25 protein-coding genes and 1 pseudogene are annotated in these 25,490 nt (G+C 69.6%); 24 read left to right on the top strand and 2 right to left on the bottom strand.

Going from position 1 to position 25,490, the window contains the following annotated elements:
* Positions 1-59 precede the first annotated feature (59 nt).
* The 11 genes and pseudogenes from efp to gmk all read left to right on the top strand — a co-directional run bounded on the left by efp (position 60) and on the right by gmk (position 12,404).
* Positions 60-620: an elongation factor P gene (gene efp / locus ACFXOO_RS06280; RefSeq protein WP_378839454.1), complete on the top strand. Its 561-nt coding sequence runs from the start codon at positions 60-62 to the stop codon at positions 618-620.
* Between the two features lie 19 nt (positions 621-639).
* Positions 640-1,050, top strand: a complete 411-nt coding sequence (nusB, locus tag ACFXOO_RS06275; RefSeq protein ID WP_378839452.1) for a transcription antitermination factor NusB — start codon at positions 640-642, stop codon at positions 1,048-1,050.
* A 78-nt stretch (positions 1,051-1,128) separates the two neighbouring features.
* Complete coding sequence (locus ACFXOO_RS06270) at positions 1,129-2,703, top strand: Rieske 2Fe-2S domain-containing protein (protein ID WP_394563062.1); 1,575 nt, start codon at positions 1,129-1,131, stop codon at positions 2,701-2,703.
* Between the two features lie 106 nt (positions 2,704-2,809).
* A pseudogene (pyrR, locus tag ACFXOO_RS06265) lies at positions 2,810-3,346 on the top strand (bifunctional pyr operon transcriptional regulator/uracil phosphoribosyltransferase PyrR); the annotation flags it as partial.
* Positions 3,343-4,311 carry an aspartate carbamoyltransferase catalytic subunit gene (locus ACFXOO_RS06260; RefSeq protein WP_394563061.1) on the top strand — a complete coding sequence of 323 codons (969 nt, stop codon included), beginning with the start codon at positions 3,343-3,345 and terminating at the stop codon, positions 4,309-4,311. The pseudogene pyrR and the gene ACFXOO_RS06260, both read left to right, overlap by 4 nt.
* Positions 4,308-5,618, top strand: a complete 1,311-nt coding sequence (locus ACFXOO_RS06255) for a dihydroorotase (protein WP_378839445.1) — start codon at positions 4,308-4,310, stop codon at positions 5,616-5,618. Before ACFXOO_RS06260 ends, ACFXOO_RS06255 begins: the two co-directional genes overlap by 4 nt.
* Entirely contained in the window at positions 5,615-6,151 is a 537-nt protein-coding gene (locus ACFXOO_RS06250; RefSeq protein ID WP_378839442.1) for a hypothetical protein, read from the top strand. Before ACFXOO_RS06255 ends, ACFXOO_RS06250 begins: the two co-directional genes overlap by 4 nt.
* Entirely contained in the window at positions 6,148-7,338 is a 1,191-nt protein-coding gene (carA, locus tag ACFXOO_RS06245; protein WP_394563060.1) for a glutamine-hydrolyzing carbamoyl-phosphate synthase small subunit, read from the top strand. Before ACFXOO_RS06250 ends, carA begins: the two co-directional genes overlap by 4 nt.
* Positions 7,338-10,625, top strand: coding sequence for a carbamoyl-phosphate synthase large subunit (gene carB, locus ACFXOO_RS06240; protein WP_394563059.1), 3,288 nt, complete (start codon positions 7,338-7,340; stop codon positions 10,623-10,625). The genes carA and carB overlap by 1 nt, the downstream gene beginning before the upstream one ends.
* On the top strand, positions 10,622-11,476 hold the full coding sequence (gene pyrF, locus ACFXOO_RS06235) for an orotidine-5'-phosphate decarboxylase (RefSeq protein WP_394563058.1): 855 nt from the start codon (positions 10,622-10,624) through the stop codon (positions 11,474-11,476). The genes carB and pyrF overlap by 4 nt, the downstream gene beginning before the upstream one ends.
* 43 nt (positions 11,477-11,519) lie before the next feature.
* Positions 11,520-12,404: a guanylate kinase gene (gene gmk, locus ACFXOO_RS06230; protein WP_378851305.1), complete on the top strand. Its 885-nt coding sequence runs from the start codon at positions 11,520-11,522 to the stop codon at positions 12,402-12,404.
* On the opposite strand, the gene ACFXOO_RS06225 is transcribed toward gmk, so the two are convergent.
* Positions 12,405-13,400 carry an adenosine deaminase gene (locus ACFXOO_RS06225; protein WP_394563056.1) on the bottom strand — a complete coding sequence of 332 codons (996 nt, stop codon included), beginning with the start codon at positions 13,398-13,400 and terminating at the stop codon, positions 12,405-12,407.
* Between the two features lie 209 nt (positions 13,401-13,609).
* Between ACFXOO_RS06225 and rpoZ the strand changes: the two genes are divergently transcribed.
* The 5 genes from rpoZ (at position 13,610) to ACFXOO_RS06200 (ending at position 19,553) form a co-directional block, all read left to right on the top strand.
* Complete coding sequence (gene rpoZ, locus ACFXOO_RS06220; RefSeq protein WP_378839429.1) at positions 13,610-13,864, top strand: DNA-directed RNA polymerase subunit omega; 255 nt, start codon at positions 13,610-13,612, stop codon at positions 13,862-13,864.
* Positions 13,865-13,989: 125 nt separating this feature from the next.
* On the top strand, positions 13,990-15,183 hold the full coding sequence (metK, locus tag ACFXOO_RS06215; protein ID WP_378839426.1) for a methionine adenosyltransferase: 1,194 nt from the start codon (positions 13,990-13,992) through the stop codon (positions 15,181-15,183).
* Positions 15,184-15,196: 13 nt separating this feature from the next.
* Positions 15,197-17,230: a primosomal protein N' gene (locus tag ACFXOO_RS06210; protein WP_394563053.1), complete on the top strand. Its 2,034-nt coding sequence runs from the start codon at positions 15,197-15,199 to the stop codon at positions 17,228-17,230.
* Between the two features lie 11 nt (positions 17,231-17,241).
* Positions 17,242-18,186 carry a methionyl-tRNA formyltransferase gene (gene fmt, locus ACFXOO_RS06205; protein ID WP_394563052.1) on the top strand — a complete coding sequence of 315 codons (945 nt, stop codon included), beginning with the start codon at positions 17,242-17,244 and terminating at the stop codon, positions 18,184-18,186.
* Positions 18,183-19,553, top strand: a complete 1,371-nt coding sequence (locus ACFXOO_RS06200) for an RsmB/NOP family class I SAM-dependent RNA methyltransferase (protein ID WP_378839420.1) — start codon at positions 18,183-18,185, stop codon at positions 19,551-19,553. The genes fmt and ACFXOO_RS06200 overlap by 4 nt, the downstream gene beginning before the upstream one ends.
* Positions 19,554-19,558: 5 nt before the next feature.
* Here the strand turns inward: ACFXOO_RS06200 and glsA are convergent, their stop codons facing one another.
* Complete coding sequence (glsA, locus tag ACFXOO_RS06195; RefSeq protein ID WP_378850587.1) at positions 19,559-20,731, bottom strand: glutaminase A; 1,173 nt, start codon at positions 20,729-20,731, stop codon at positions 19,559-19,561.
* 20 nt (positions 20,732-20,751) lie between these two features.
* Here glsA and rpe point away from each other — a divergent pair, with 20 nt between their 5' ends.
* From rpe to trpC, 8 genes are all read left to right on the top strand, one after another.
* Entirely contained in the window at positions 20,752-21,444 is a 693-nt protein-coding gene (gene rpe / locus ACFXOO_RS06190) for a ribulose-phosphate 3-epimerase (protein WP_378850590.1), read from the top strand.
* Between the two features lie 60 nt (positions 21,445-21,504).
* Positions 21,505-21,768, top strand: coding sequence for a phosphoribosyl-ATP diphosphatase (locus tag ACFXOO_RS06185; protein WP_378839413.1), 264 nt, complete (start codon positions 21,505-21,507; stop codon positions 21,766-21,768).
* A 43-nt stretch (positions 21,769-21,811) separates the two neighbouring features.
* A complete protein-coding gene (hisG, locus tag ACFXOO_RS06180) occupies positions 21,812-22,654 on the top strand; it encodes an ATP phosphoribosyltransferase (protein ID WP_378839502.1) in 843 nt (280 codons plus the stop codon).
* Between the two features lie 2 nt (positions 22,655-22,656).
* Positions 22,657-23,421 carry an imidazole glycerol phosphate synthase subunit HisF gene (hisF, locus tag ACFXOO_RS06175; protein ID WP_378839411.1) on the top strand — a complete coding sequence of 255 codons (765 nt, stop codon included), beginning with the start codon at positions 22,657-22,659 and terminating at the stop codon, positions 23,419-23,421.
* A complete protein-coding gene (hisI, locus tag ACFXOO_RS06170; protein WP_378850593.1) occupies positions 23,421-23,786 on the top strand; it encodes a phosphoribosyl-AMP cyclohydrolase in 366 nt (121 codons plus the stop codon). Before hisF ends, hisI begins: the two co-directional genes overlap by 1 nt.
* The gene (locus tag ACFXOO_RS06165; protein ID WP_378839407.1) at positions 23,783-24,388 is read left to right on the top strand and encodes a Trp biosynthesis-associated membrane protein; all 606 of its coding nucleotides are present in this window, start codon (positions 23,783-23,785) and stop codon (positions 24,386-24,388) included. The genes hisI and ACFXOO_RS06165 overlap by 4 nt, the downstream gene beginning before the upstream one ends.
* A gap of 89 nt (positions 24,389-24,477) precedes the next feature.
* Positions 24,478-24,708 (top strand): DUF6704 family protein, encoded by a 231-nt coding sequence (locus ACFXOO_RS06160; protein ID WP_378839404.1) that lies wholly within the window; start codon positions 24,478-24,480, stop codon positions 24,706-24,708.
* A 2-nt stretch (positions 24,709-24,710) separates the two neighbouring features.
* Entirely contained in the window at positions 24,711-25,487 is a 777-nt protein-coding gene (gene trpC / locus ACFXOO_RS06155) for an indole-3-glycerol phosphate synthase TrpC (RefSeq protein WP_378839402.1), read from the top strand.
* The last annotated feature ends 3 nt before the right edge of the window (positions 25,488-25,490 follow it).

The following is a 25,490-nucleotide window of genomic DNA, read 5'->3' as shown; positions in this document are numbered from 1 at the left end:
GCCTGCCGCTTCTCGTGCGTTGCGGCCGCTTCTCTCACACGAACGGAACTCGTACTCACATGGCATCCACCGCAGACATCCGCAACGGCGTCGTCCTCAGCATCGACGGTCAGCTGTGGAACGTCATCGAGTTCCAGCACGTCAAGCCCGGCAAGGGTGGAGCGTTCGTGCGCACCAAGCTCAAGAACGTCGTCTCGGGCAAGACCGTGGACCGCACCTACAACGCCGGCGCGAAGATCGAGATCGAGAACGTCGATCGGCGTGATTTCACCTACCTGTACAACGACGGCGACAGCTACGTCTTCATGGACACCGCGGACTACGACCAGCTCTCGGTGGGCGCGGCGACGGTGGGAGATGCCGCGAACTTCCTGCTCGAGAACCAGCAGGTCCAGATCGCCATCAACAACGGCAACCCGCTCTACGTCGAGCTCCCGGCATCCGTCGTCCTCGAGATCACCTACACCGAGCCCGGTCTTCAGGGCGACCGCTCGTCGGCCGGCACGAAGCCCGCCACCGTCGAGACCGGGTACGAGATCCAGGTGCCGCTGTTCCTCGAGACCGGCACGAAGGTGAAGGTGGACACCCGCACGGGCGACTACCTCGGCCGCGTCAACTGAGGGCGACCGACCACTTCTCATGAGTGCTCGTACGAAGGCGCGCAAGCGCGCGCTCGACATCCTCTTCCAGGCCGACGTCCGCGGAGACGACACCGGGTCCGTGCTCGCCGCTGAGGCCAAGCGTGCTGCCGGCGAGCCGGGGCGCGAGACCTCGTGGCTGTACGCCCGCGAGATCGTCGACGGCGTGATCGACAACCGTGAGGCGATCGACGAGCAGATCACGACCTACGCGAAGGACTGGTCGCTGGCCCGCATGCCCGCGGTCGACCGTGCGCTGCTGCGGATCGGCGTGTGGGAGCTGCTCTACAACGATGAGGTGCCCACGGGCGTGGCGATCGACGAAGCGGTGGAGCTGGCGAAGGAGTTCTCGACGGATGAGTCGGGCGCATTCGTGAACGGCGTCCTGGCCCGGGTCGCTCGCTCCGCCTGACGAGCCCGGCCCCCTCGCACGGCTCGTCCTTCGAGCGCTCGCGCATGCCGCGCGTAGACTCGGAGGGAAGGAGAACGCATGCGGATCACAGGACTCGGCCACGCCGGGATGTTCATCGAAACCCTCGGCGGAAGCATCCTCGTCGACCCGTGGGTGAAGTCGGCGTTCTACGGTTCGTGGTTCCCGTTCCCCGACAACAGGTCGCTCGACTGGGAGAGGTACGGCAAGGCCGACTTCCTGTACGTGTCGCACCGGCACCGCGACCACTTCGATCCGTGGCTGCTGGAGACCTACGTGCCGAAGGACATCGAGGTGCTCCTGCCGGACTACCCGACGGACGACCTCGAGAACGACCTCCGCGGGCTCGGCTTCACGAACATCACCTACACCGGCGCGGGCGAGGTCATCGAGCGCGGGCCGCTGCGGATGATGATCACCCCGCTGCGTGCGCCGTCCGACGGGCCGATCGGCGACTCCAGTCTGTCGGTGGACGACGGCACCGCCAGCATCCTGAACCAGAACGACTCGCATCCCCTCGATCTCGAGAAGCTGCTGTCGTTCGGCAAGCCGGAAGCGTATTTCACGCAGTTCTCCGGGGCGATCTGGTGGCCGATGGTCTACGACCTCCCGCAGGACGCCAAGGAGAAGTTCGCGCACCTCAAGCGCGAGGCCCAGCACAAGCGTGCGATGTACTACATCGAGCGGGTCGATGCCCCTCACGTGTTCCCGATGGCCGGGCCGCCGATGTTCCTGCGCGACGAGCTCTTCCGCTACAACGGGCTCGGCGCCGAGAACGACTCCATCTTCACGGATCAGTCCGAGTTCCTCGCGCGTCTGCGCGCCGAGGCTCCGCAGTACGACGGGCACGTGTTCATGCCGGGAACGGTCGTCACGATCGAGCACGGTGAGCAGACCATCGAGCAGACGCTGTACACGGATGCGGAGATCGCCGCCATCTTCGAGGACAAGTGGGGCTACCTCGAGCAGCAGCGGGCGACGCGACAGGCCGAGGTCGCCGAGGAAGAGGCATCCCGCGCCCCCGTCCTGCCCCCGGACGAGATGCTCGCCGCGCTGAAGGCCTGGTGGGAGCCCCTGCTTCGCCGCGGACGCATCTTCCGCGAGGGTGTGGGAGGGAACGTCCGCTTCCGGATCGGCGAGCTCGACATGGTGGTGGACTTCCCGAAAGCGAAGGTGCGCGAGTACGCCGGCGAGGAATGCGTCTACTGGTATACGATCCCGGCCGACCTGGTCTCGACCAACATCGCCGATCACGAGATCGACTGGTCGAACTCCATCTTCCTGTCGATGCAGTTCGCCGTAGGGCGCAGTGGCAAGTTCAACGAGTTCCTCACGACGTTCCTGAAATGTCTGTCCCGTGATCGGATCGAATACGTCGAGAACTGGTACGCGGAGCAGTCGGACGTCTCGGAAGACGTGCAGCTCGGCGACTGGGTCGTGCAGCGACGCTGTCCGCATCTGCGCGCCGACCTGTCGAAGACCGGGAAGATCGAGGACGGCGTCCTCACGTGCAGTCTTCACGACTGGAAATGGGACCTCGCGTCGGGTCGGTGCCTCAGCACGCAGGGCCACCCCATCCGCTCGCGGGCGGCCGAGGACGCCGCGCGCGCCGAAGCCACCGCGGCCGCCGTCTGAACCGTGTCGCGCGTGCGGATCCCGCGCTCCGCGTCGCGCGGGTGATCGACTAGGCTGAACAGCACGACAGCAACCTTTAACACCGTCCGAGAGGCGGAGAAGGGAGCGGCGGATGAGCACGAGAACCGTGCTGCACGAGGCCGACATCGCCCGGGCGTTGACTCGGATCTCCCACGAGATCCTCGAGTCCAACCGGGGCCCTGACAACCTCGTCCTCCTCGGGATTCCCACGAGAGGGGTCCCGCTCGCCCGGCGCATCGGCGGCCTCGTCTCGGAGTTCGGCGGCGCCCCCGTCGCCATCGGCTCCCTCGATGTGACGATGTATCGCGACGATCTGCACCGGCATCCCACGCGCGCACCTCAGCCCACGCAGATCCCCGCGGGCGGCATCGACGGCAGAGTCGTCATCCTCGTCGATGACGTGCTGTTCTCCGGGCGCAGCATCCGGGCCGCTCTCGATGCCATCAAGGACATCGGGCGTCCGACGGCCGTTCGACTGGCGACCCTGGTCGATCGCGGACACCGCGAGCTGCCGATCAGACCGGACTTCGTCGGCAAGAATCTGCCGAGTTCCCGTGACGAACGCGTCAACGTCCGCCTCTCCGAGGTCGACGGCGTCGACGAAGTGACGATCGAATCGTGAGGCACCTTCTCGACACCCAGACGCTCGCGAGAGACGACGCGTTGCGGATACTCGATGTCGCCGAGGACATGGCCGACACGCAGCTCCGGGAGATCAAGAAGCTGCCCACCCTGCGCGGCAAGACGGTCGTGAACCTGTTCTTCGAGGATTCCACGCGCACGCGCATCTCGTTCGAGGCCGCGGCCAAGCGCCTGAGCGCCGATGTCATCAACTTCTCGGCGAAGGGCTCGAGCGTGTCGAAGGGCGAGAGCCTGCAGGACACCGCCCAGACGCTGCAGGCCATGGGGGCGGACGCTGTGGTCATCCGGCACGGGGCGTCCGGGGCCCCGCGCACGCTCGCCACCAGCGGCTGGATCACGGCGGGGGTGGTGAACGCCGGCGACGGCACGCACGAGCATCCGACGCAGGCGCTGCTGGATGCCTTCACGATCCGCAAGCGCCGCTTCGGCTCCGACAGTCGCGGCCGTGACCTCGACGGGCTTCGCGTCACGATCGTCGGGGACGTCCTGCACTCACGCGTCGCCCGCTCCAACGTGTGGCTGCTCACTTCGCTCGGCGCGGACGTCACCCTGGTCTCGCCGCCGACGCTCGTGCCGCAGGACGTGTCCACATGGCCGGTGAGCGTGCTGTACGACCTCGACGAGGCGCTGTCGGCCGAGCCGGACGCCGTGATGATGCTCCGCATTCAGGCGGAACGGATGAACGCGGCCTATTTCCCCACTGAACGGGAGTATTCCCGGCGCTGGGGCCTCGACGACCGGCGGGTGGCCACGCTGCGGCCGGATAGCATGGTGATGCACCCCGGGCCGATGAACCGGGGCATGGAGATCTCCGCCGCCGCCGCTGACTCGCCCGCCTCGACCGTGCTCGAGCAGGTGACGAACGGCGTGTCCGTGCGGATGGCCGTGCTCTACCTGCTGCTCGCGGGCGAGCGCGCCGGGCAAGAGAGTGAGGGCGAACGATGACCGAGGTCCTGCTCATCCGCGGCGCAGCCGTCGAAGGTGTCGAGCGCACCGACCTGATCGTCGAGCGCGGGCTCATCACCGAGGCCGGCACCCGTCTGAGCCGATCGGGCGCGACCGTCGTCGACGCCGATGGGCTGGTGGCCCTGCCCGGACTGGTCGATCTGCACACGCATCTCCGCGAGCCCGGGTACGAAGCATCCGAGACCATCCTCAGCGGATCGCGGGCGGCCGCGGCCGGCGGGTTCACGACGGTGTTCGCGATGCCGAACACCTCGCCCGTCGCAGACACGGCGGGTGTCGTCGAGCAGGAGCTCGCCCTCGGCGAGGCGGCCGGCTACGTCACCGTGCAGCCGATCGGCGCGGTCACGGTGGGGCAGAAGGGGGAGCGGCTCGCCGAGCTCGGGGCGATGGCCGATTCGCGCGCGCGCGTCCGCGTCTTCAGCGATGACGGCTTCTGCGTCTTCGACCCGCTCATCATGCGGCGAGCGCTGGAGTACGTGAAGGCGTTCGACGGAGTGATCGCGCAGCACGCGCAGGACCCGCGGCTCACGGAGGGCGCTCAGCTCAACGAGGGCGCGGTCTCGGCCGAGCTCGGACTCGCCGGGTGGCCCGCGGTGGCAGAGGAATCGATCATCGCCCGCGATGTCCTCCTCGCGCAGCACGTCGGCTCGCGGTTGCACGTGTGCCATCTGTCCACCGCCGGCTCGGTCGACATCATCCGCTGGGCGAAGAAGCGCGGGGTCGACGTGACCGCCGAGGTCACCCCGCACCATCTGCTCCTCACCGACGAGCTTGCGCGGGGTTACGACGCGCGGTTCAAGGTCAATCCGCCGTTGCGGCGCGAGGAAGACGTCCTCGCCGTGCGGGAGGGACTCGCCGACGGCACGATCGACATCGTCGCCACCGATCATGCTCCGCACCCCGCCGAGGCGAAGGCCTGCGAGTGGCAGGCGGCCGCGAACGGCATGGTCGGCCTCGAGAGCGCGCTCCGTGTCGTGCATCTCGCGATGGTCGAGTCGGGACTGCTCGAATGGGCTGACGTCGCGCGGGTGATGGCGCGCACCCCCGCCCGCATCGGTCGGCTGCCGGGTCACGGCACCCCCGTGGCGGCGGGACAGCCCGCGTCTTTCACCCTGTACGACCCCGCGCCGGTGCGGACGTTCGCGATCGAGGATCTCGCCGGGCGCAGCCACAACTCCCCGTACCTCGGACGCGAACTGCCCGGCGAGGTGCGCTTCACCGTGCACCGAGGGCGACCCACCGTCGTGGACGGCGTCCTGCAGGAGAACCCGGGGGCCCGCTCATGAGCCGCGAAGGAGCCCTCCTCGTGATGGTCGGCGTCGCGCTCGTGGCGATCGGCCTGCTCGCGTGGGCGTGGTGGCGGCGCACGCACCGGGATGCCGCGCTCACCGCGCCCGTGGGCGAGGCGCCGGCCGGGGCGTCGATCGTCGCGGTCTACTCGGGCTTCTATGTGGCCACCACGAGACACGGGGAGCCGCTCGAGCGTCTGGCGATCTCCCGCCTGGGGTTCCGTTCCCGGGTCGACGTCACCGTGACCGATCGCGGAATCGCTCTCGACCTCACCGGCCAGCCGAGACTGTGGCTGAGTGCCGACCGTCTGGTCGATGCCGGCCAAAGCACCGTGGCCATCGATCGCGTCGTCGAGAAGGACGGATTGACCCGGCTCAGCTGGCGCATCGCCGACGACACGATCGTGGACTCCTTCTTCCGACCCCAGCAGGCGTCGGCGCGCGCTCTGGCCGACGCCATCCGCCCCCTCATCTCGAACTCCGCCCCGACGTCGGATCCGACGTCGACTCCCACAGGAAGCGACGTATGACCTCCCTGCTCTCGAAAGAGCCCGCTGTACTCGTCCTCGAAGACGGCACCCGCCACATCGGACGCGCGTACGGCGCGCGCGGCACGACCCTCGGAGAGGTCGTCTTCTCCACCGGCATGACCGGCTACCAGGAGACCCTGACCGATCCGTCGTACGCGGGTCAGATCGTGCTGCAGACGGCCCCGCACATCGGCAACACCGGCATGAACGACGAAGACCCCGAGTCTCGCCGTATCTGGGTGTCGGGCTACATCGTGCGCGATCCCTCCCGTGTGGTCTCGAACTGGCGCGCCGACGAGTCGCTCGACGACGCGCTCGAAACGGACGGCATCATCGGGATCAGCGGGATCGACACCCGCGCGGTCACCCGTCACATCCGTTCGGCGGGTTCGATGCGCGGCGGCATCTTCTCGGGCGCTGGCGCGGAGCTGGGCGCCGATGAGCAGCTGCAGATCGTCCGCGACGCTCCGCAGATGGCGGGTCAGAACCTCTCGGCCGAGGTGTCGGTCGCCCGCGCCGAAGTCACCCCCGCGGTCGGCGATCGCATCGGCAACCTCGCCGTGCTCGACCTCGGAGTGAAGCAGGCCACGATCCTCAACCTCGCCGCCCGCGGGTTCGAGGTGCACGTGCTCCCGCAGGACGTCACGATCGAGGGCATCCGGGCGATCGATCCGGTCGGGGTGTTCTATTCCAACGGGCCCGGCGACCCCGCGGCATCCGAGGATCACGTCGACCTGCTCCGCGCCGTGCTGGATGACCGGCTGCCGTTCTTCGGCATCTGCTTCGGCAACCAGCTGCTCGGTCGCGCTCTGGGCTTCGGCACCTACAAACTGCCGTTCGGACACCGCGGGATCAATCAGCCGGTGCTCGACAAGCAGACGGGCCGCGTAGAGATCACCGCGCACAACCATGGCTTCGCCGTCGACGCGCCGCTCGAGGGCGTCACCGCCAGCCCGAACGGCTACGGTTCGGTCGAGGTCAGCCACGTCGGCCTCAACGACAACGTCGTTGAGGGCCTGCGCGCACTCGACATCCCTGCGTTCTCGGTGCAGTACCACCCTGAGGCCGCCGCGGGCCCGCACGATGCGAACTACCTGTTCGACCGATTCGCAGACCTCGTGCAGAGCTCGGTCGCCGAGCGCGCGGTGCGGGGCGAAACGCCGACGACCGAGGGGAACACCAAGTAATGCCCAAGCGCGACGACATCCAGAGCGTCCTCGTCATCGGATCGGGTCCGATCGTCATCGGCCAGGCCTGCGAGTTCGACTACTCCGGCACTCAAGCGTGCCGTGTTCTACGGGAAGAGGGCGTCCGCGTCATCCTCGTGAACTCCAACCCCGCGACGATCATGACCGATCCCGACTTCGCGGACGCGACCTACATCGAGCCCATCAACTGGCGGGTGATCGAGACGATCATCGCGAAGGAGCGGCCGGACGCCATCCTGCCGACGCTGGGTGGCCAGACCGCGTTGAACGCGGCGATCGACCTGCACAAGAACGGCATCCTCGAGAAATACGACATCGAGCTGATCGGCGCCAACTTCGAGGCCATCAACAAGGGTGAAGACCGTCAGATCTTCAAGCAGCTCGTCCTGGACGCCGGGGCGGATGTCGCGGCCAGCCGCATCGCCCACACGATGGACGAGTGCCTCGCCGCCGCGGAGGAGCTCGGCTACCCGCTGGTCGTGCGGCCGTCGTTCACGATGGGCGGGCTGGGTTCGGGCTTCGCCTACGACGAGCGGGATCTGCGGCGCATCGCCGGTGCCGGTCTGCACGACTCGCCGACCCACGAGGTGCTCCTGGAGGAGTCGATCCTGGGGTGGAAGGAGTACGAGCTCGAGCTCATGCGCGACACGGCCGATAACACCGTCGTCGTGTGCTCGATCGAGAACGTCGACCCGGTGGGCGTGCACACCGGCGACTCGATCACCGTGGCTCCCGCGCTGACGCTGACCGACCGCGAGTACCAGAAGCTCCGCGACATCGGCATCGACATCATCCGAGCGGTGGGCGTCGACACGGGCGGCTGCAACATCCAGTTCGCCATCGACCCCGCAGACGGCCGGATCATCGTGATCGAGATGAACCCGCGCGTGTCACGGTCGTCTGCTCTCGCCTCGAAGGCCACCGGCTTCCCGATCGCGAAGATCGCGGCAAAGCTCGCGATCGGCTACCGGCTCGACGAGATCCCCAACGACATCACCAAGGTGACGCCGGCGAGCTTCGAGCCGACGCTCGACTACGTCGTGGTGAAGGTGCCGCGCTTCAACTTCGAGAAGTTCCCCGCTGCCGACACGACCCTGACGACCACCATGAAGTCGGTGGGTGAGGCCATGGCGATCGGACGCAACTTCTCGACCGCCCTGCAGAAAGCGCTGCGCTCACTCGAGAAGCGGGGATCGAGCTTCCACTGGGGGGACGAGCCGCGTTCCGTCGAGGAACTGCTCGAGATCGCCGCCGTTCCGACGGACGGGCGCATCGTGGTCGTGCAGCAGGCGCTGCGCAAAGGCGCGACGAACGCGCAGCTGTTCGAGGCGACGAAGATCGACCCGTGGTTCCTCGACCAGATCGTCCTCATCAACGAGGTCGCTGAGTTCGTCCGCACGGCGGGAGAGTTGGATGCCGACACGCTGCGCCTCGCGAAGGAGCACGGGTTCAGCGACGTGCAGATCGCGCAGCTGCGGGAGGTCACGGAAGAGGACGTGCGCGGCGTCCGTCACGCCATGAGGCTGCGGCCGGTCTACAAGACGGTCGACACGTGCGCGGGTGAGTTCCCCGCACTGACGCCCTACCACTACTCGAGCTATGACTTCGAGACCGAGGTCGTGCCGTCCGAGCGGACGAAGGTCGTCATCATCGGTTCGGGCCCCAACCGCATCGGCCAGGGCGTGGAGTTCGACTACTCGTGCGTGCACGCTTCGTTCGCCCTGTCCGACGCCGGCTACGAGACGATCATGGTCAACTGCAACCCCGAAACCGTCTCGACCGATTACGACACGTCGGATCGCCTGTACTTCGAGCCGCTGACCCTCGAAGACGTGCTGGAGGTGCTCCACGCCGAAGCGGCGTCGGGCACGATCCTGGGCGTCATCTGCCAACTGGGCGGTCAGACTCCGCTCGGGCTCGCGAAGGGCATCGAGAACGCCGGCTACACGATCCTCGGAACGAGTCCCGCCGCGATCGACCTCGCCGAGGAGCGGGAGCTGTTCTCCCGGCTCCTCGACGACGCGGGGCTGCTCGCGCCCCGGAGCGGCACGGCGATCGACGCGACGGGCGCCGTGGCCATCGCCGAGGAGATCGGATACCCCGTGCTGGTGCGGCCGAGCTTCGTGCTCGGCGGGCGCGGGATGGAGATCGTCTACGACACGGCGAGCCTGCACGACTACTTCGTGCGCGTCGCTGACCAGGCCATCATCGGCCCCGGCGCACCCTTGCTCGTGGACCGCTTCCTCGACGACGCGATCGAACTCGACGTCGACGCGCTCTTCGACGGCGAGCAGCTCTACATCGGCGGCGTCATGGAGCACCTCGAGGAGGCCGGGATCCATTCCGGCGACTCGAGCTGCACGCTTCCGCCGATCTCGCTCGGTCGCACCGAGATCGACCGTGTCCGCGACGCGACCCTCGCGATCGCGCGCGGTGTCGGCGTGCGCGGTCTGCTCAACGTGCAGTTCGCGATCAGCGCCGGCGTGCTCTACGTGATCGAGGCGAACCCGCGCGCGAGCCGCACGGTGCCGTTCGTGTCGAAGGCGCTCGGCATCCCGCTCGCGAAGGCCGCGAGCCGCATCATGGCCGGCGAGAGCATCGCCGAGCTCATCGACGAAGGGCTCCTCCCGGCATCCGACGGCTCCCGCGTACCGCTGGACTCGCCCGTCGCCGTGAAAGAGGCGGTGCTGCCGTTCAAGCGGTTCCGCACGAAGGACGGTCAGACGGTCGACTCCGTCCTCGGGCCGGAGATGCGCTCGACCGGTGAGGTCATGGGCATCGATCGCGACTTCCCGACCGCCTTCGCCAAGAGCCAGGAGGCGGCGTACGGCGGAATGCCCCTGAGCGGCACGGTCTTCATCTCGGTCGCCGACAGCGACAAGCGCGCGGTCATCCTCCCCGCCCACCGTCTGCAGGAACTCGGCTTCGAGATCCTGGCGACGGAGGGCACGGCCGAGATCCTCGCCCGGAACGGCATCGCCGTGCGCGTCGTGAACAAGTACTCGGCGACCCAGGAGTCCGGCGAGACGAACATCGTCGACCTGATCAACGCGGGGGAGATCGACATCGTCGTGAACACGCCCAGCGGCGGGCTGGCCCGTGCCGACGGCTACGAGATCCGTGCCGCGGCGGTGGCCGGCGACAAGGCCCTGTTCACCACGATGGCGGTGCTGGGCGCCGCCGTCAGCGCCCTCGGCGTGCTGCACAAGGGCTTCGAGGTGCGGAGCCTGCAGGAGTACGCGCTCGACCGGGCCGCCCGCCTGTGACGACCTTCGGACAGCGTCTGCGCTCCGCCCTCGACGAGCGCGGACCGCTGTGCGTGGGCATCGACCCTCATGAGAGTCTGCTGCAGGCGTGGAAGCTGGATGCCACGGCCGCCGGCGCCCGCGAATTCGGGCTGCGGGTGGTCGAGGCGGCGGCGGGACGCGTCGGCATCGTCAAGCCGCAGGTCGCGTTCTACGAGCGCTTCGGGTCTGCGGGCTTCGCCGCACTGGAGGACGTGATGGCTGCGGCGAGATCCGCGGGCCTGCTCGTCATCGCGGACGCGAAGCGGGGCGACATCGGCACGACGATGGAGGGCTACGCGGCGGCCTGGCTCTCGGAGGGCTCGCCCCTCGAGGCCGATGCAGTGACGCTCAGCCCGTACCTCGGCCCGGACTCGCTTCACAAGACCCTGACCACCGCCGTCCGGCTCGGCAAGGGGGCCTTCGTGCTGACCGCGACGAGCAACCCCGAGGCGCGAGCGGTCCAGAGCGCACTGACCGATGACCCTTCGGCCGGTGACGGCGAGCGGGTGGCCGAGCGTGTCGCGCGTGATGTCGGATGGCACAACATGGGTTCGCCCGGCGGCCTCGGGCCGATCGGCGTGGTCGTCGGAGCGACCGTCGATCGTGCCGCCTTCGGGCTGAGTGACGTCGTGCTCGCCGGCACCCCCATCCTCGCGCCGGGTTTCGGAGCGCAAGGGGCACTGCCGTCCGATCTGCCCCGCCTCTTCGGTTATGTCGCCGCGGCCGTCGTCGCGAGCGAGAGCCGCAGCATCCTCGCCGTCGGCCCCGACCGTCTCGCGGCCCGCATCACCGAGCGGGCCGTGCTCTACGCGGAGGCGCCCCGTGGCTGATCCGACGTCCGACGCGGCCCCGCGCCGCGCGCCCGGTCCGCTCATGCGGCCACCGGAGGTGGACCGCGCCGCAGCATCCCGCCGCGCCGTTGCGGCTCGTCGTGAACGCGCGGCCCTGAAGCGCGATGTGACAACGCGGGTGATCACCCCGCAGGAGCTGCTGCGTCGTGCACTCGCGCACCCGGAGGCTCCGGCGGGCGCGATGCGCGTCCCCGAGTTCCTCACCAGCATCCCGGCGATCGGCGAGGGCAAGCGCGACCGCATCCTGGCGGACCTCGGCATCTCGCCGGTGAAGCGCCTCGGCGGGTTGGGGGTGCGTCAGCGCACCGCGCTGCTGACCTTCCTCGACGAGCGCTGGCCCGAGGGGGGCCCGCGCGACGCGCGCAGCAACCTCGTGGTCCTCGCCGGGCCCACGGCGGTCGGCAAGGGAACCGTCGCGGCGTACATCAAGGACCACCACCCCGAGATCCTGCTGTCGGTGTCGGCCACGACGCGCGCGCCACGGCCCGGCGAGGTCGAGGGCGAGCACTACTTCTTCGTGGACGACGACGAGTTCGACCGCATGATCGCCGAGGACGAGATGCTCGAATACGCGACGGTCCACAACAGGTTCCGCTACGGCACGCCTCGCGCGCCGATCTCGGCCGCCCTCGACGAGGGCCGGACCGTTCTGCTCGAGATCGACCTGCAGGGCGCCCGTCAGGTGCGGGCGGCCGAGCCGTCTGCGACTCTCGTGTTCCTGCTTCCGCCGAGCTGGGACGAACTCGTCCACCGGCTGGTCGGCCGGGGGACCGAGGAGGCCGAGGAACGGTCGCGCCGGCTGCGCACCGCCCGGGTCGAGCTCGCCGCGCAGAACGAATTCGACTATCGCGTAGTGAACGACGATGTCGCGGCTGCCGCGAACGAGGTCGTCTCGCTGGTGCGGTGATCAGGCGAAGTGCGCGCGCACCTCGTCCTGCCAGTGCACCCGCTGCGCGTCGGTGATGAAAGCAGCGTCGAACGAGTTCATCGCGAGTTGCTCGAGATCGCCCGCGGTCATGCCGAGCTCGTCCACGAGCGCCCGGTAGTTGGCGTCCACGTAGCCGCCGAAGTACGGAGGGTCGTCGCTCGAGACGGTCACCATCAGTCCCTCGGCGAGCATGCGGGGGAGCGGATGCTCGGCGAGCGAGGGCACCGCGCGGAGGGCCACGTTCGACAGGGGGCACACCGTCACCGGGATGCGTCGCGATCGCAGCAGCTCGACCACGCGCGGGTCCTCCATGGCGCGGATGCCGTGATCGATGCGCTCGACGTGAAGGAGCTCGATCGTCGCGGCGACGGTCTCGGGGCCACCCTCCTCACCGGCGTGAGCGACGAGCCGGAGACCTTCCGCCGCGGCGCGGGCGTAGACGTCCACGAACAGCTCCGGGCCGTAGCCGATCTCGGTGGAGTCCAATCCCACTCCGATGATGTGCTCGCGGTACGGCAGGATCGCGGTCAGCATCTCGTCGGCGGCCTGCGCACCGAGGTCGCGCAGGAAGCACATGATCAGCGCACTCGAGATGCCGTGGGTGCGCTCACTGTCACCCAGAGCACGGGTAAGGCCGGACATCACCACCGACAGCGGCGTCCCGTTGCCGATATGGGTCTGCGGATCGAAGAAGATCTCGGCGCGCCGTACGTTCGCCCGGGCCGCGCGATCGAGGTATCCGGTCGCGAGCTCGAAGAAGTCGCGTTCGGTCCGCAGCACCGTCAGATTCGAGTAGTGCAGGTCGAGGAAGGACTGCAGATCGGAGAACGCGTAGCGCGCGCGAAGCTCGTCCACGTCCATCGAGGGAATCGGAACCCCGTTGCGCCGCGACATCTCGATGATGTGCTCGGGCTCGATCGTGCCTTCGATGTGGAGGTGCAGCTCCGCGCTCGGCGGGGGGACGAAGTCGGGCACGATGCTCCTGTCGGGAGGGAAACGGTCGATCGCCGCCGATGCTACCGGCGCGATGTTTCGGGCGTGATGCCGACCACCGGGGCGGTGCTCCGCGGGCATCGTGAGGCGGTTCGCGGCGGGAGGGGACGGCGCGAGGTAGAATGGGTATATCGTGCCGCCCCGATCGGGAGTGCGGCGCCCACCAGTCATCCCAACCAGGAGGTTTCGCCATGGCCGGAACGAATCAGGGAATCATCGATCCCCCCATCGACGCACTGCTGGAGAAGGTCGACTCCAAGTACCAGCTCGTGATCTTCGCATCCAAGCGTGCGCGTCAGATCAACGACTACTACTCCGACCTGCACGAGGGCAACCTCTTCGACAACGTGGGGCCTCTCGTCGACTCCACGGTCGAGGACAAGCCGCTCACGATCTCCTTGCACGAGATCCACGAAGACAAGCTGCGCCTGCGTCGCGCCGAGTAACACGTCACGCCAGGTCATCCGCGAGCGGAGCGATCGCGCGCTGAAATGATCGTGGTGATCGCGGCGGTGTCCGATGTCGGATGCCGCCGCGATACTTTTCTGCACCCGCTTACCCTGGAGCACCGATGACCGAGCTGCGTCTGTTCACCTCCGAGTCCGTGACAGAGGGCCACCCCGACAAGATCTGCGACCAGATCTCCGACAGCATCCTCGATGCGCTGATCGCCGCCGACCCCGACTCGAGGGTCGCGGTGGAGACGCTCGTGACGACCGGTCTGGTCCACGTCGCGGGCGAAGTGCGCACCGACGCGTACGTCGACATCCCCTCGATCGTGCGCCGCGTCGTCAACCGCATCGGCTACACCTCGAGCGACACCGGCTTCGACGGCGACTCCTGCGGGGTGAGCATCTCGATCGGCGAGCAATCCACGGACATCGCGCACGGCGTCGACCAGGGGCTGGAGCGGCGTGAGTCGGGCTCGATCGACCCGATCGACGAACTCGGCGCCGGTGATCAGGGAATCATGTTCGGCTACGCGACCGACGAGACGACGGAGCTCATGCCGATGGCGATCTGGACGGCGCATCGTCTGGCGGAGCGGCTCACGGCGGCCCGGCGCGACGGCGGCCTGCCATTCCTCCGCCCAGACGGCAAGACGCAGGTCACCCTCGGGTACGAGGGATCCGTGCCACGCACGGTCGAGGCGATCGTCCTGTCGACACAGCACAACCCCGACATCTCGCAGACGGCGTTGCGGGCAGCGGTCAAGGCGGACGTCATCATGCCGGTCCTCGAACGCACCGGGCTCGATCTGTCGCACACCGAGTTCTTCATCAATCCCGCCGGTCCGTTCGTCACCGGCGGACCCAAGGGCGACGCGGGGCTGACCGGCCGCAAGATCATCATCGACACCTACGGCGGGGCGTCGCGCCACGGCGGGGGAGCCTTCAGCGGGAAGGATCCCTCGAAGGTGGACCGCTCCGGTGCGTACGCCATGCGCTGGGTCGCGAAGAACGCCGTGGCGGCAGGTCTTGCCGACCGTCTCGAAGTGCAGGTCGCGTATGCGATCGGGAAGGCATCGCCCGTCGGCCTCTACGTCGAGTCCTTCGGCACCGGACACGTCTCGGACGCCGTCATCACGCGTGCCATCCGCGACGTCTTCGACCTGCGCCCGAGGGCGATCATCGACAGCCTCGATCTGCTGCGCCCGATCTACGCGCAGACGGCGGCATACGGGCACTTCGGCCGCGAACTCCCCGATTTCACGTGGGAGCGCGTCGATCGCGTTCACGAGCTGCGCGCGGCCGCGGGTCTCTGATCCGGACACCGTCGTGAGTACGGGGCGCGTCGCGCGCGTTCTGATCGATTCGCCGCTTCCGCAGCTCGACCGCCTGTTCGACTACGCCATCCCGCCGGCGCTCCTCTCCGACGCCGTTCCCGGTGTGCGGGTGAGGGTGCCGCTCCGCTCCGCGGGGCGAATGGTCGACGGCTTCATCGTGGAGGTGGGGGACGAGGTTCCGACGCCTCGCCCGCTGTCCGAGCTCGAGTCCGTGGTCTCGCCCGTGCGGGTGCTGCCCGCGCGGCTCTATGCGCTGGCCCGCCGCGCCGCCGACCGGGCCGCGGGCTCGGCCGGCGACATCCTGCGGCTCGCCATCCCGAAACGAATGGTGCGGGCCGAGAAGGCGTGGGCGGCGTCCGACACCCCGCCGGGTCCGGAGGTGACCCCCGAGGCGGTCGCGTGGGCGACGGCGGCGCTCGGCGGCTTCCCGGGGCTCGACGCCGCGGTGCGCGACGGCGAGCGGATCGCGGTGGACGCTCCGCCGCGCCCGTTGCGACTCGATGCCGAGACGGAAGTGGGCGCCTGGGCCGAGCTGCTCGCCGCGATCGCGACGCACACGCTCGCGGATGGCAGGAGCGCCATCGTGGTTTTGCCCGATCATCGCGATCAGAGCCAGGTCGAAGCCGTCCTCACCGCTCACGGTCTGGGCGACGCGCTCGTCCGCGTCGATGCCCGGCAGAGCGGACCGGAGCGCTATGCGTCATTCCTGCGCACCCTGAGCCCGGTGCCGTGCATCGTCGTCGGCAATCGATCGGCCGTCTACGCCCCGGTGCACCAACTCGGCGCGATCACAATGTGGGACGACGGAGACCCCCTGCTCTCCGAGCCGCTCAGTCCGGGAGTGCACGCACGAGACGCCGCGCTCATCCGTCAGGAGCTCGACGCCTGCGCGCTCGTGTTCGCAGGACACACGCGCACGACCGACGTCGAGCGGCTCGTCGGCATCGGCTGGGTCCGCGAGATCCGCTCGCCGAAGCGCGAGTCGCCGCGCGTCGTGCTCAGCGCCACGCGCGAGGGAGAATCCCGATCCGCGCGTGTTCCCTCTGCAGCGTTCGCGTCGGCCCGGCAGGCGCTCGCCATCGGCCCGGTCCTGGTCCAGGTCGCCCGGCCCGGGTACGCCCCCGTCCTGGTCTGCGCGGAGTGCCGCCGACCTGCGCGTTGTCTGCACTGCGCGGGCCCGCTCCGCGCGCGACGGCCCGGTGCCGTGCCCGAGTGCGGGTGGTGCGGGCGCGCCGCGCACTCGTGGACGTGCCCGCACTGCGCGTCGACGCGGGTGCGCATGGCGTCCGCGGGGAGCGAGCGCACGGCCGACGAGCTCGGCCGCGCGTTTCCCGGTGTGCGGATCGTCGTGGCCGACGGCGAGCACCCCGTCACCCAGGTCGACGGCCGTCCTGCCATCGTGATCGCCACGCGGGGAGCGGAACCACATGCTCTCGACGGGTACCGCTCGGTGATCCTGCTGGACGGGGACCGGATGCTGATGGCCGATGATCTGCGCATCGGCGAGTCCGCGCTGCGGTGGTGGTCGAACGCCGCGGCACTGGCGGCACCCGGCGCGCCGGTGCATCTGGTCGGTGTCGCGGGAACGGTGGCACGGGCACTCGCCACGTGGACCCAGTCCGCGTATGCGCGGAGTGAGCTCGGCGAGCGGGCTCCGCTGCGGATGCCGCCGACGGTCCGCGTGGCGGCGATCGAGGGCGTGCCCGCCGCGGTGGCGGCCGCGATCGACGAGCTGCGCGCCGCGGTGCCCGGGCTCGATGCGGACGCCGTCCTCGGGCCGGTCGCGGTGACCGCGCCTCTCGGCAGCGGCGCGGCGGCCGGACGCGCGCCGTCCACGCCGAGCATCGAGCCGCTCGCGCGTGCGTACGTGCGCTTCGACTACGCCCACGGCCGGGTGGTGGCCGACTCCCTCCGCGCATCGGTGGTCGCCGCCGCGCTGCGCACCCGCAAGGCGGCGAAAGGTCGCCCGGCGGGCCCCCGGAATACACTGAGGGTGCGGGTCGACGTCCCCGACCTCGATCTGTGAGGAAATACCCCATGCGCCTCGTCTTCGCCGGCACGCCCGATGCCGCCGTCCCGTCGCTCCGTACGCTCGCGGCATCCGCTCACGACCTCGTGGCCGTCGTCACCCGGCGCGATGCACCGATCGGACGCAAGCGTGTTCTGACACCGTCCGCGGTCGCCCGGGATGCCGCCGATCTGTCGCTGCCCGTCGTCAAGACCGATCGGCTGGATGCCGCAGCCACCGCCTCGCTGGCGGAGCTCACCCCCGATCTGGGGGTCATCGTCGCCTACGGCGGGCTGGTGCGCGAACCGCTGTTGAGCGCTCCGACGCACGGGTGGATCAATCTGCACTTCTCGCTGCTGCCCCGGTGGCGCGGCGCGGCGCCGGTACAGCGTGCGCTCCTCGCGGGCGACCGCCGCACCGGGGCAAGCGTGTTCCAGCTCGTCGCCGAGCTCGACGCCGGTGATGTCTTCGCCGAGGAGGTCTATGACATCCCTCCCGATTCCACCAGCGGCGACGTGCTCGAGGCCCTTTCGGCGCAGGGCGCGAAGCTGCTGCTGAGCGTCGTCGACGGGATCGCCGCGGGCACGGCCACCGCCGTGCCGCAGACCGGCGAGCCGACGTACGCCCCCAAGCTGAGCGCAGAGGACGGACTCGTGGCATGGGACGACCCGTCGGAGCGCGTCCTCGCCCGCATCCACGGCGCCACCCCCGAGCCCGGCGCGCACACGACCGTCGACGGCGCGCGGGTGAAGATCCTCGCGGCGCGGGCGGCGGCGACGGATGCCGCTCCCGAGGACGGCGCGGAGGACGAGCCCCTCACGCCGGGCGAGGTGCGTGTCCGCGGAGCATCCGTCCTCATCGGCACGGGGACGCGACCGGTCGTGGTCGACGTGGTCCAACCGGCGGGCAAGGGCGCGATGGGCGCCGCGGACTGGCGACGCGGCCTGCGTGGTGCCGCGGTGGTGGGTTCATGAGTGCGGTGCAGCCGGCACGGCGCGTCGCCTACGACACTCTGCGCGCGGTGCACGAGTCCGACGCCTACGCGAACCTGCTCCTCCCGAAGGCGATCGGTCGCGCAGGTCTCGACACGGCCGACGCCGCGCTCGCGACCGAGCTCACGTACGGCACCCTGCGCCGCGAGGGCACGTACGACGCCGTGATCGCGATCGCCGCGAACCGCGAGGCCGCCGACATCGATCCGGTGGTCCTCGATGCCCTGCGACTGGGTGTGCACCAGCTGCTCTCCACGCGCGTCGCCTCGCACGCGGCGGTCAACGAGTCGGTCGAACTCGCCCGGCAGGACGGCAGCAGGGGAGCGGCGGGGTTCACGAACGCCGTGCTGCGGCGGGTGTCGCGCGACACGCCGGGGGAGTGGATGACCCGCGTCGAGCAGTCGGCACGATCGGATGACGAGCGCCTGGGACTCGTGTTCTCGCACCCGGTGTGGGTGGTCCGCGCGTTCCGCCGCGCCCTCGCGGCCGAAGGACGCGCCGACGAACTCGAAGACCTGCTCGCCGCCGACAACGCATCGCCGCGCGTGACGATGACAGCCCTGCCCGGATTGGCGGCGATCCCGGCGGACGCCCGCCCCACGCCGTACTCGCCCTTCGGATTCCTCCTCGGGGGAGGCGACCCCGAGGCGATCGTCACCGCGTCGGACGGACGGATCCGTGTTCAGGACGAAGGATCGCAGCTGGCGGCGCTCGCGCTCTCGGAAGCACGTGAGGTGCGCCCGGGCGAGCGGTGGCTGGATCTGTGTGCGGGTCCGGGTGGCAAGGCCGCGATGCTCGGGGCGGAGGCGCTGCGGCTCGGCGCGCACCTCGAGGCCAACGAGATCTCTCCGGCGCGCGCCGGACTCGTGCGCCGCGCGATCGCGTCCGTGCCGATGGACATCCCGGTGTCCGAGGAAGACGGTCGCGCACGCGCCGAGGCCGCCCCGGGTGCCTACGACCGCATCCTCGTCGATGCGCCGTGCACCGGACTCGGAGCCCTGAGACGGCGACCCGAAGCACGGTGGCGCAAGACGCCGGCTGATATCCCCGGCCTCACCGAACTGCAGCGCGGCCTGCTGACCGCGGCCATCTCCGCGCTCCGACCCGACGGCATCGTGGCGTACGTCACGTGTTCGCCGCATCTGGCCGAGACGGCCGGCGTGGTCGCCGAAGTGCGCCGCGACTGGGGCGACCAGATCGAGGAGCTGGATGCGCGCGCGGTTCTGCAGTCCATCGCATCATCTCCGCTCGACCTGCCCGCGCCCGCCGACGGCTCCGGGCGCGCACAGCTGTGGCCGCACCGGCACGGCACCGATGCGATGTTCATCTCCCTGCTGCGCCGACGCTGACGGCGTCAGCGCTGGAGGCGGAGACGTGTCGGGTCGCCGCCCACCACGCCCTCCAGGGCCGACAGGGCAGCCGGGTGCGCCCGCGCGACGCTCCGCGCATCGAGGGTCACGGTCCCGTCGTGCGGCAAGCCGTCGACCACCTCCGCCAGCACCGAGAGCACACGCTCCGCGCCGGCCAGACCGAGCTCGCCGGCGAGCCGGACCGTCGCGGCACGGCCGCTGCGGTCGACGGCGATGCCCGGCTCCGAGATGCTCTCGTGCGGCTCCAGCAGATGCATGCCGAAATCCTCCGACAGGCGCTGCAGGACCGACGATGAACGCACGCTGTTGCCGTGTTCGTCCAGGCGGGGGCTGAAGACCCCCACGCCGTATTGCGACGGGGCCACCGCGAGAATCCCGCCGCTCACCCCGCTCTTGGCGGGCAGGCCGACGCGGAGCAGCCACTCGCCCGAGAAGTCGTACATGCCGCAGCTGGCCATGATCGATACGACGTCGCGGGCCGTGCGCTCCGAGACGACCCGCGCACCTGTGGTGGGGTTCACTCCGCCGAATGCCAGCGTCCCCGCCATCACCGCGAGGTCGCGGACCGTCACCAGCACCGCGCATTGGCGGAAGTAGCTCTCTACGGCGTCGTCGACGTCGCCGCCGAGGCTGCCGTACGAGCGCATCAGATGGGCCAGCGCGCGATTGCGGTGGCCCGTGCGCGACTCCGATGTGTACACAGCCTCGTCCACCCAGAGCGACCGACCGGCGAATTCCGAGAGCACGTCGACGATCCGCGCGGTGCGCTCCTCGAAGCCCGTTCCGGGAATGAGCGACGTGGTCGCGATCGCGCCGGCGTTCACGAGGGGGTTCGCCGCGCGTCCCGTCCCCTCCTCGAGACTGATCGCATTGAACGGCTCGCCGCTCGGTTCTACGCCGACCGAGGCGAACACGCGCTCGCGTCCCAGCTCACGGAGCGCCAGAGCCAGGACGAAGGGCTTGGAGATGGACTGGATCGTGAACTCGACGTGGTCGTCTCCCGCCGTGTAGACGCGCCCTCGAGGACCCACCGCCGCCAGGGCCAGCGGAGACGGGTCGGCCGCCGCCAGCTCGGGGATGTACCCGGCGAGGGCGCCCGAATCGTCGGGGCGCACATCGTCGAGCACGCCCTCGAGCATCTGCGGAATGGGGTCCACGGCTCGACCATAATGGACGGGTGCCCCCCACCGACGCCGCCGGCGAGTCTCGCGACATCCGCATCAACCCGAGTGTTCTCGCGGCCGACTTCGTCAACATGCAGGCCGATCTGGCGCGCATCGCCACCGCCGACTACGTGCATGTCGACGTGATGGACAACCACTTCGTGCCCAATCTCACCTTCGGTCCGCAGATGGTGGAGCGTATCCAGGCGACGAGCCCGATCCCGCTCGATGTGCACCTCATGATCGACGAGCCCGAGCGGTGGGCTCCCGGGTACGCCGAGCTGGGCGCGGCATCCGTCACCTTCCATCTCGAGGCTTCTGCCGAGCCGATCACCCTCGCCCGTCGGCTGCGCTCCCTCGGCGCGCGCGCCGGCGTGGCGGTCAAGCCCGGAACCCCCGTCGAGAGCCTCTTCGAGGTGCTGGACGAGTTCGATCAGGTGCTGGTGATGACCGTCGAGCCCGGTTTCGGCGGCCAGTCGTTCATGCCCGAGACCATGCCGAAGCTCTCGGCGCTCGCGGCAGAAGCACGACGTCGGGGATCGGCCGTCTGGCTGCAGGTCGACGGCGGTATCAGCGAGTCCACGATCGCGCAGGCGGCTGAGGCCGGTGCCGACACCTTCGTGGCGGGCTCCGCCGTCTTCGGGGCGGAATCGCCCGACGCGGCGATCACGATGCTCCGCTCCAGCGCGGCGCGTCATCGCCACTAGGACGATCGACTGCCGGACGGCTTGGGCCGGCCCTCGCCGCGCATTCGCTACGCTGGAAGGGTGAAGACGTTCGACGGGCTGTTCGCTGAGCTCACCGCCACCGCGGTGGAGCGACCCGAGGGCTCGGGCACGGTCGCTCAGCTCGATGCGGGCGTGCACGCGATCGGCAAGAAGATCGTCGAGGAGGCCGCCGAGGTGTGGATGGCCGCCGAGTACGAGTCGACGGATGCCGCGGCCGAGGAGATCTCGCAGCTGCTGTACCACCTCCAGGTCATGATGGTCGCGAAGGGCCTCACCCTGGAGGATGTCTACCGACATCTGTGAGCGCGCCCCGCCCATCCGCCACCGCATCGAAAGCCACCCCGACATGCTGCGTATCGCCGTGCCCAACAAGGGCTCGCTCGCGGAGACCGCCGCCGAACTGCTCGCCGAAGCGGGCTACATCGGTCGTCGAGATCCCAAAGACCTCCACACCATAGACCCGGTCAACGACGTCGAGTTCTTCTATCTCCGACCCAAGGACATCGCGACCTACGTGGGGTCGGGTGCCCTCGACATCGGGATCACGGGTCGCGACCTGCTGCTGGACGCGCGGATGCCCGGGGCGACCGAGATCGATGCGCTCGGCTTCGGCGGCTCGACGTTCCGCTTCGCGGGGCCTCCCGGACGTTTTCAGGAACTCCGCGATCTGGAGGGTTTGCGCGTCGCCACGGCCTACCCCGGACTCGTGGACGCCTACCTCGACGAGCACGGCATCGCGGTCGATCTCGTTCCGCTGGACGGCGCCGTGGAGTCGGCCGTTCAACTGGGCGTCGCGGACGCGGTCGCCGACGTGGTCTCGACCGGCACCACGCTGCGTCAGGCAGGGCTCGAGATCTTCGGTCCCGTGCTGCTGGAGTCCGAGGCGGTGCTGATCCAATCCCCGACCAAGGCCGATGGCGTGGACACCCTGCTGCGGCGCCTCCGCGGCGTTCTGGTCGCTCGTCGATACGTGCTCGTGGACTACGACCTCCCGGCGGATCTCGTCGAGGAGGCGGTGCAGATCGCGCCCGGCATCGAGTCGCCCACGATCTCACCGCTGCGCGATCCGCACTGGGTCGCGGTCCGGGTCATGACTCCCCGCAAGGGCGTCAACCAGGTGATGGACGCCCTGTACGCGATCGGCGCGCGCGCGATCCTCGTCACAGCCATTCACAACGCGAGGCTCTAGCGATGGCGCTCGTCTGCCGCGTGATCCCCTGCCTCGACGTCGCCGACGGTCGGGTGGTGAAGGGCGTGAACTTCGCGAATCTGCGCGACATGGGCGACCCCGTCGAACTCGCGCGGATGTACTTCTCGCAGGGCGCAGACGAACTCACCTTCCTCGACGTGACCGCCACCGTCGACGAACGCGCGACGACCTACGATGTCGTCCGACGCACGGCCGAGGAGGTGTTCATCCCGCTGACCGTCGGCGGGGGAGTGCGCTCCGCCGAAGACGTGGCACGGCTGCTCGGGGTGGGCGCGGACAAGGTCGGTGTGAACTCCGCCGCGATCGCCCGACCCGCGCTCATCGACGAGATCGCCGACCGGTTCGGCGCCCAGGTGCTCGTCCTGTCGCTCGACGTCAAGCGGTCCGCGGCGAGCACTCGCTCGGGGTTCGTGGTGACCACCCACGGCGGCCGCACCGAGACCACCCTCGACGCACTCGAGTGGGCGCGCGAAGCCGTGGAGCGCGGCGTGGGCGAGCTGCTGGTCAACTCGATCGACGCCGACGGGACCAAAGCGGGGTTCGACCTCGAACTGGTCGCCCTGATGCGCGAGGTCGCGAGCGTCCCGGTGATCGCGTCCGGTGGCGCCGGCGCGGCGGAGGATTTCGGGCCGGCGATCCACGCGGGCGCCGACGCGGTCCTCGCGGCCAGCGTGTTCCACTCCGGTCAGCTCACCGTCGGCGATGTCAAGTCCGCGATGGTGTCCGACGGCATCGAGGTGCGCTGATGGGCGACGAGACGGTCGACGAGCGCATCGCGCGCGTCGCGTTCGACAGCACAGGGCTCGCCGCAGCCGTCATCCAGCAGTGGGACACACGTGAAGTGCTGATGCTCGGCTGGATGGACGCCGAAGCCCTGCGCCGCACGCTGACGACGGGGCGGGTCACCTTCTGGTCGCGGTCGCGGCAGGAATACTGGCGCAAGGGCGACACGTCCGGCCACATCCAGATCGTCCGTCGCGCACACCTGGACTGCGACGGCGACGCGATCCTCGTCGAGGTGGAGCAGGTGGGTGCCGCGTGTCACACCGGGACGCGAACGTGCTTCGAGGCCGGTGGCGATCTGCACGCGGTCGTCGGTACCGCCGGATGACCGGTTCGGCGATGCTCGCCCGCGCACGGATGATGTCCGTCGTCGCGATCGTCCTCGTCGGCGCGATGGGTGTGATCTCGTCGACTCAGACCTGGCTCGTGGTGACCCTCTCCGACGGCGCCGTCCAGGATCTGACCGTCGCGGGGGCTGCGGCCGTGCCCGTGCTCGCACCGCTGAGCCTCGCCGTCCTGGCGCTGGGCGCGGCCCTGTCGATCGTGGGAACGGTCATGCGCTTCGTGTTCGGTGCGCTCACCGTGGCCATCGCGTTGCTGCTGGGCTGGCTGACCACGGTCGTCGCGTTCACGCTGCCGACCGCCGCCGTCGCGGCCACCGTCACCGAGGCGACCGGGATCAGCGGGCAGGATGCGGTGGCCGGCCTGGTGGTCTCCACCTCGAGCACGCCCTGGCCCGCCATCACCCTCGTCCTGTGGCTTCTCCTCGCGGCGGCGGGGGTGTTCACTCTGGTGACGGCGCACCGCTGGCGTGGCACGGGTCGGCGATATCGCACGGACGTCGAGAACGCGGATGCCGCGGCATCCCGCCCTCGCGACGCCATCGACTCGTGGGACGATCTGTCGCGCGGAGACGATCCGACAAGCTGAGGCGACGCCAGGATCGCCGGGCCGTCCCCGCTAGACTGGAACGGCCGCTCCTCGCCGCGGCCGCTACACGAACATCCCGAAGGAGAACCATGAGCAACGCAGACGGCGACCTCGGTCACGGACACTCTCCGGCTGCCTGGACGGCTGTGGTCATCATGCTCGTCGGTCTGGCGATCGGCACGGCGGCATTCTTCTTCGAAGTGGTATGGCTGGTCTGGGCCTCTGTCGCGATCGTCGTCATCGGCCTCATCGTCGGATGGGTGATGAAGCGCGCCGGCTACGGCGTCGGCGGCGCGAAGTCGAACCCCGCAGCGCATTGAGCATGCTGGCCGACCTCACGGCCGGTGCCGTCGAGGATGCGCAGCAGCGTGCGCATGATCGTCCTCTCGCCGCGGTCGAGAAGCTCGCCCTCGCGCGGGAACCCGCGCGCGACGCCCTTGCGGCACTGGCGCCGGCCGACCGCGTGAAGGTGATCGCCGAGGTCAAGCGTGCCAGCCCGTCGCGCGGCGACCTCGCCGCCATTCCCGACCCCGCCCTGCAGGCGACGCTGTACGAACAGGGCGGCGCGTCCGTCATCTCGGTGCTGACCGAGGGGCGCAGGTTCAAGGGCAGCCTCGCCGATCTCGAAGCCGTGAAGGGCGCGGTGTCGCTGCCGGTGCTGCGCAAGGACTTCATCGCGACGCCGTACCAGGTGCTGGAAGCGCGCGCGTCGGGCGCGGACCTCGTGCTGCTCATCGTGGCGGCGCTGGAGCAGCCCGTGCTCGCGGAACTTCACGCCCTCGTGCTCGAGCTCGGCATGACACCGCTCGTCGAGACGCACTCCGCGGAGGAGATCGCGCGCGCGAACGACCTCGGCGCGTCGCTCGTGGGCGTGAATGCGCGCAACCTGTCGACGTTCGAGCTCGACCGCGACCTGTTCGGCCGGCTCGCAGACCTGATTCCCGCCGGCGTCGTCAAGATCGCGGAATCCGCGGTGCTCGTTCCCGAGGACGTCGCGCACTACCGCGCCGCGGGTGCCGACGTCGTGCTCGTCGGTGAGGCACTGGTCACGGGTGACCCGGTGCGCACGCTGCGCTCCTTCCTCGGTCACCACGTCTGACGA

Source organism: Microbacterium sp. P03 (assembly GCF_043556235.1).
Taxonomy (GTDB): domain Bacteria; phylum Actinomycetota; class Actinomycetes; order Actinomycetales; family Microbacteriaceae; genus Microbacterium.
This window is presented reverse-complemented; position numbering and strand designations above follow the sequence as displayed.

Bases quoted from the DNA above. Each gene is read 5' to 3' on its own strand.
- hisF (WP_378839411.1), top strand. From the start codon at position 22,657: ATGGCGCTCGTCTGCCGCGTGATCCCCTGCCTCGACGTCGCCGACGGT.
- metK (WP_378839426.1), top strand. From the start codon at position 13,990: ATGACCGAGCTGCGTCTGTTCACCTCCGAGTCCGTGACAGAGGGCCAC.
- ACFXOO_RS06165 (WP_378839407.1), top strand. From the start codon at position 23,783: ATGACCGGTTCGGCGATGCTCGCCCGCGCACGGATGATGTCCGTCGTC.
- nusB (WP_378839452.1), top strand. From the start codon at position 640: ATGAGTGCTCGTACGAAGGCGCGCAAGCGCGCGCTCGACATCCTCTTC.
- efp (WP_378839454.1), top strand. From the start codon at position 60: ATGGCATCCACCGCAGACATCCGCAACGGCGTCGTCCTCAGCATCGAC.
- ACFXOO_RS06255 (WP_378839445.1), top strand. From the start codon at position 4,308: ATGACCGAGGTCCTGCTCATCCGCGGCGCAGCCGTCGAAGGTGTCGAG.
- hisG (WP_378839502.1), top strand. From the start codon at position 21,812: ATGCTGCGTATCGCCGTGCCCAACAAGGGCTCGCTCGCGGAGACCGCC.
- ACFXOO_RS06270 (WP_394563062.1), top strand. From the start codon at position 1,129: ATGCGGATCACAGGACTCGGCCACGCCGGGATGTTCATCGAAACCCTC.
- gmk (WP_378851305.1), top strand. From the start codon at position 11,520: ATGCGGCCACCGGAGGTGGACCGCGCCGCAGCATCCCGCCGCGCCGTT.
- rpoZ (WP_378839429.1), top strand. From the start codon at position 13,610: ATGGCCGGAACGAATCAGGGAATCATCGATCCCCCCATCGACGCACTG.
- carB (WP_394563059.1), top strand. From the start codon at position 7,338: ATGCCCAAGCGCGACGACATCCAGAGCGTCCTCGTCATCGGATCGGGT.
- ACFXOO_RS06250 (WP_378839442.1), top strand. From the start codon at position 5,615: ATGAGCCGCGAAGGAGCCCTCCTCGTGATGGTCGGCGTCGCGCTCGTG.
- fmt (WP_394563052.1), top strand. From the start codon at position 17,242: ATGCGCCTCGTCTTCGCCGGCACGCCCGATGCCGCCGTCCCGTCGCTC.
- trpC (WP_378839402.1), top strand. From the start codon at position 24,711: ATGCTGGCCGACCTCACGGCCGGTGCCGTCGAGGATGCGCAGCAGCGT.
- hisI (WP_378850593.1), top strand. From the start codon at position 23,421: ATGGGCGACGAGACGGTCGACGAGCGCATCGCGCGCGTCGCGTTCGAC.
- ACFXOO_RS06160 (WP_378839404.1), top strand. From the start codon at position 24,478: ATGAGCAACGCAGACGGCGACCTCGGTCACGGACACTCTCCGGCTGCC.
- carA (WP_394563060.1), top strand. From the start codon at position 6,148: ATGACCTCCCTGCTCTCGAAAGAGCCCGCTGTACTCGTCCTCGAAGAC.
- ACFXOO_RS06200 (WP_378839420.1), top strand. From the start codon at position 18,183: ATGAGTGCGGTGCAGCCGGCACGGCGCGTCGCCTACGACACTCTGCGC.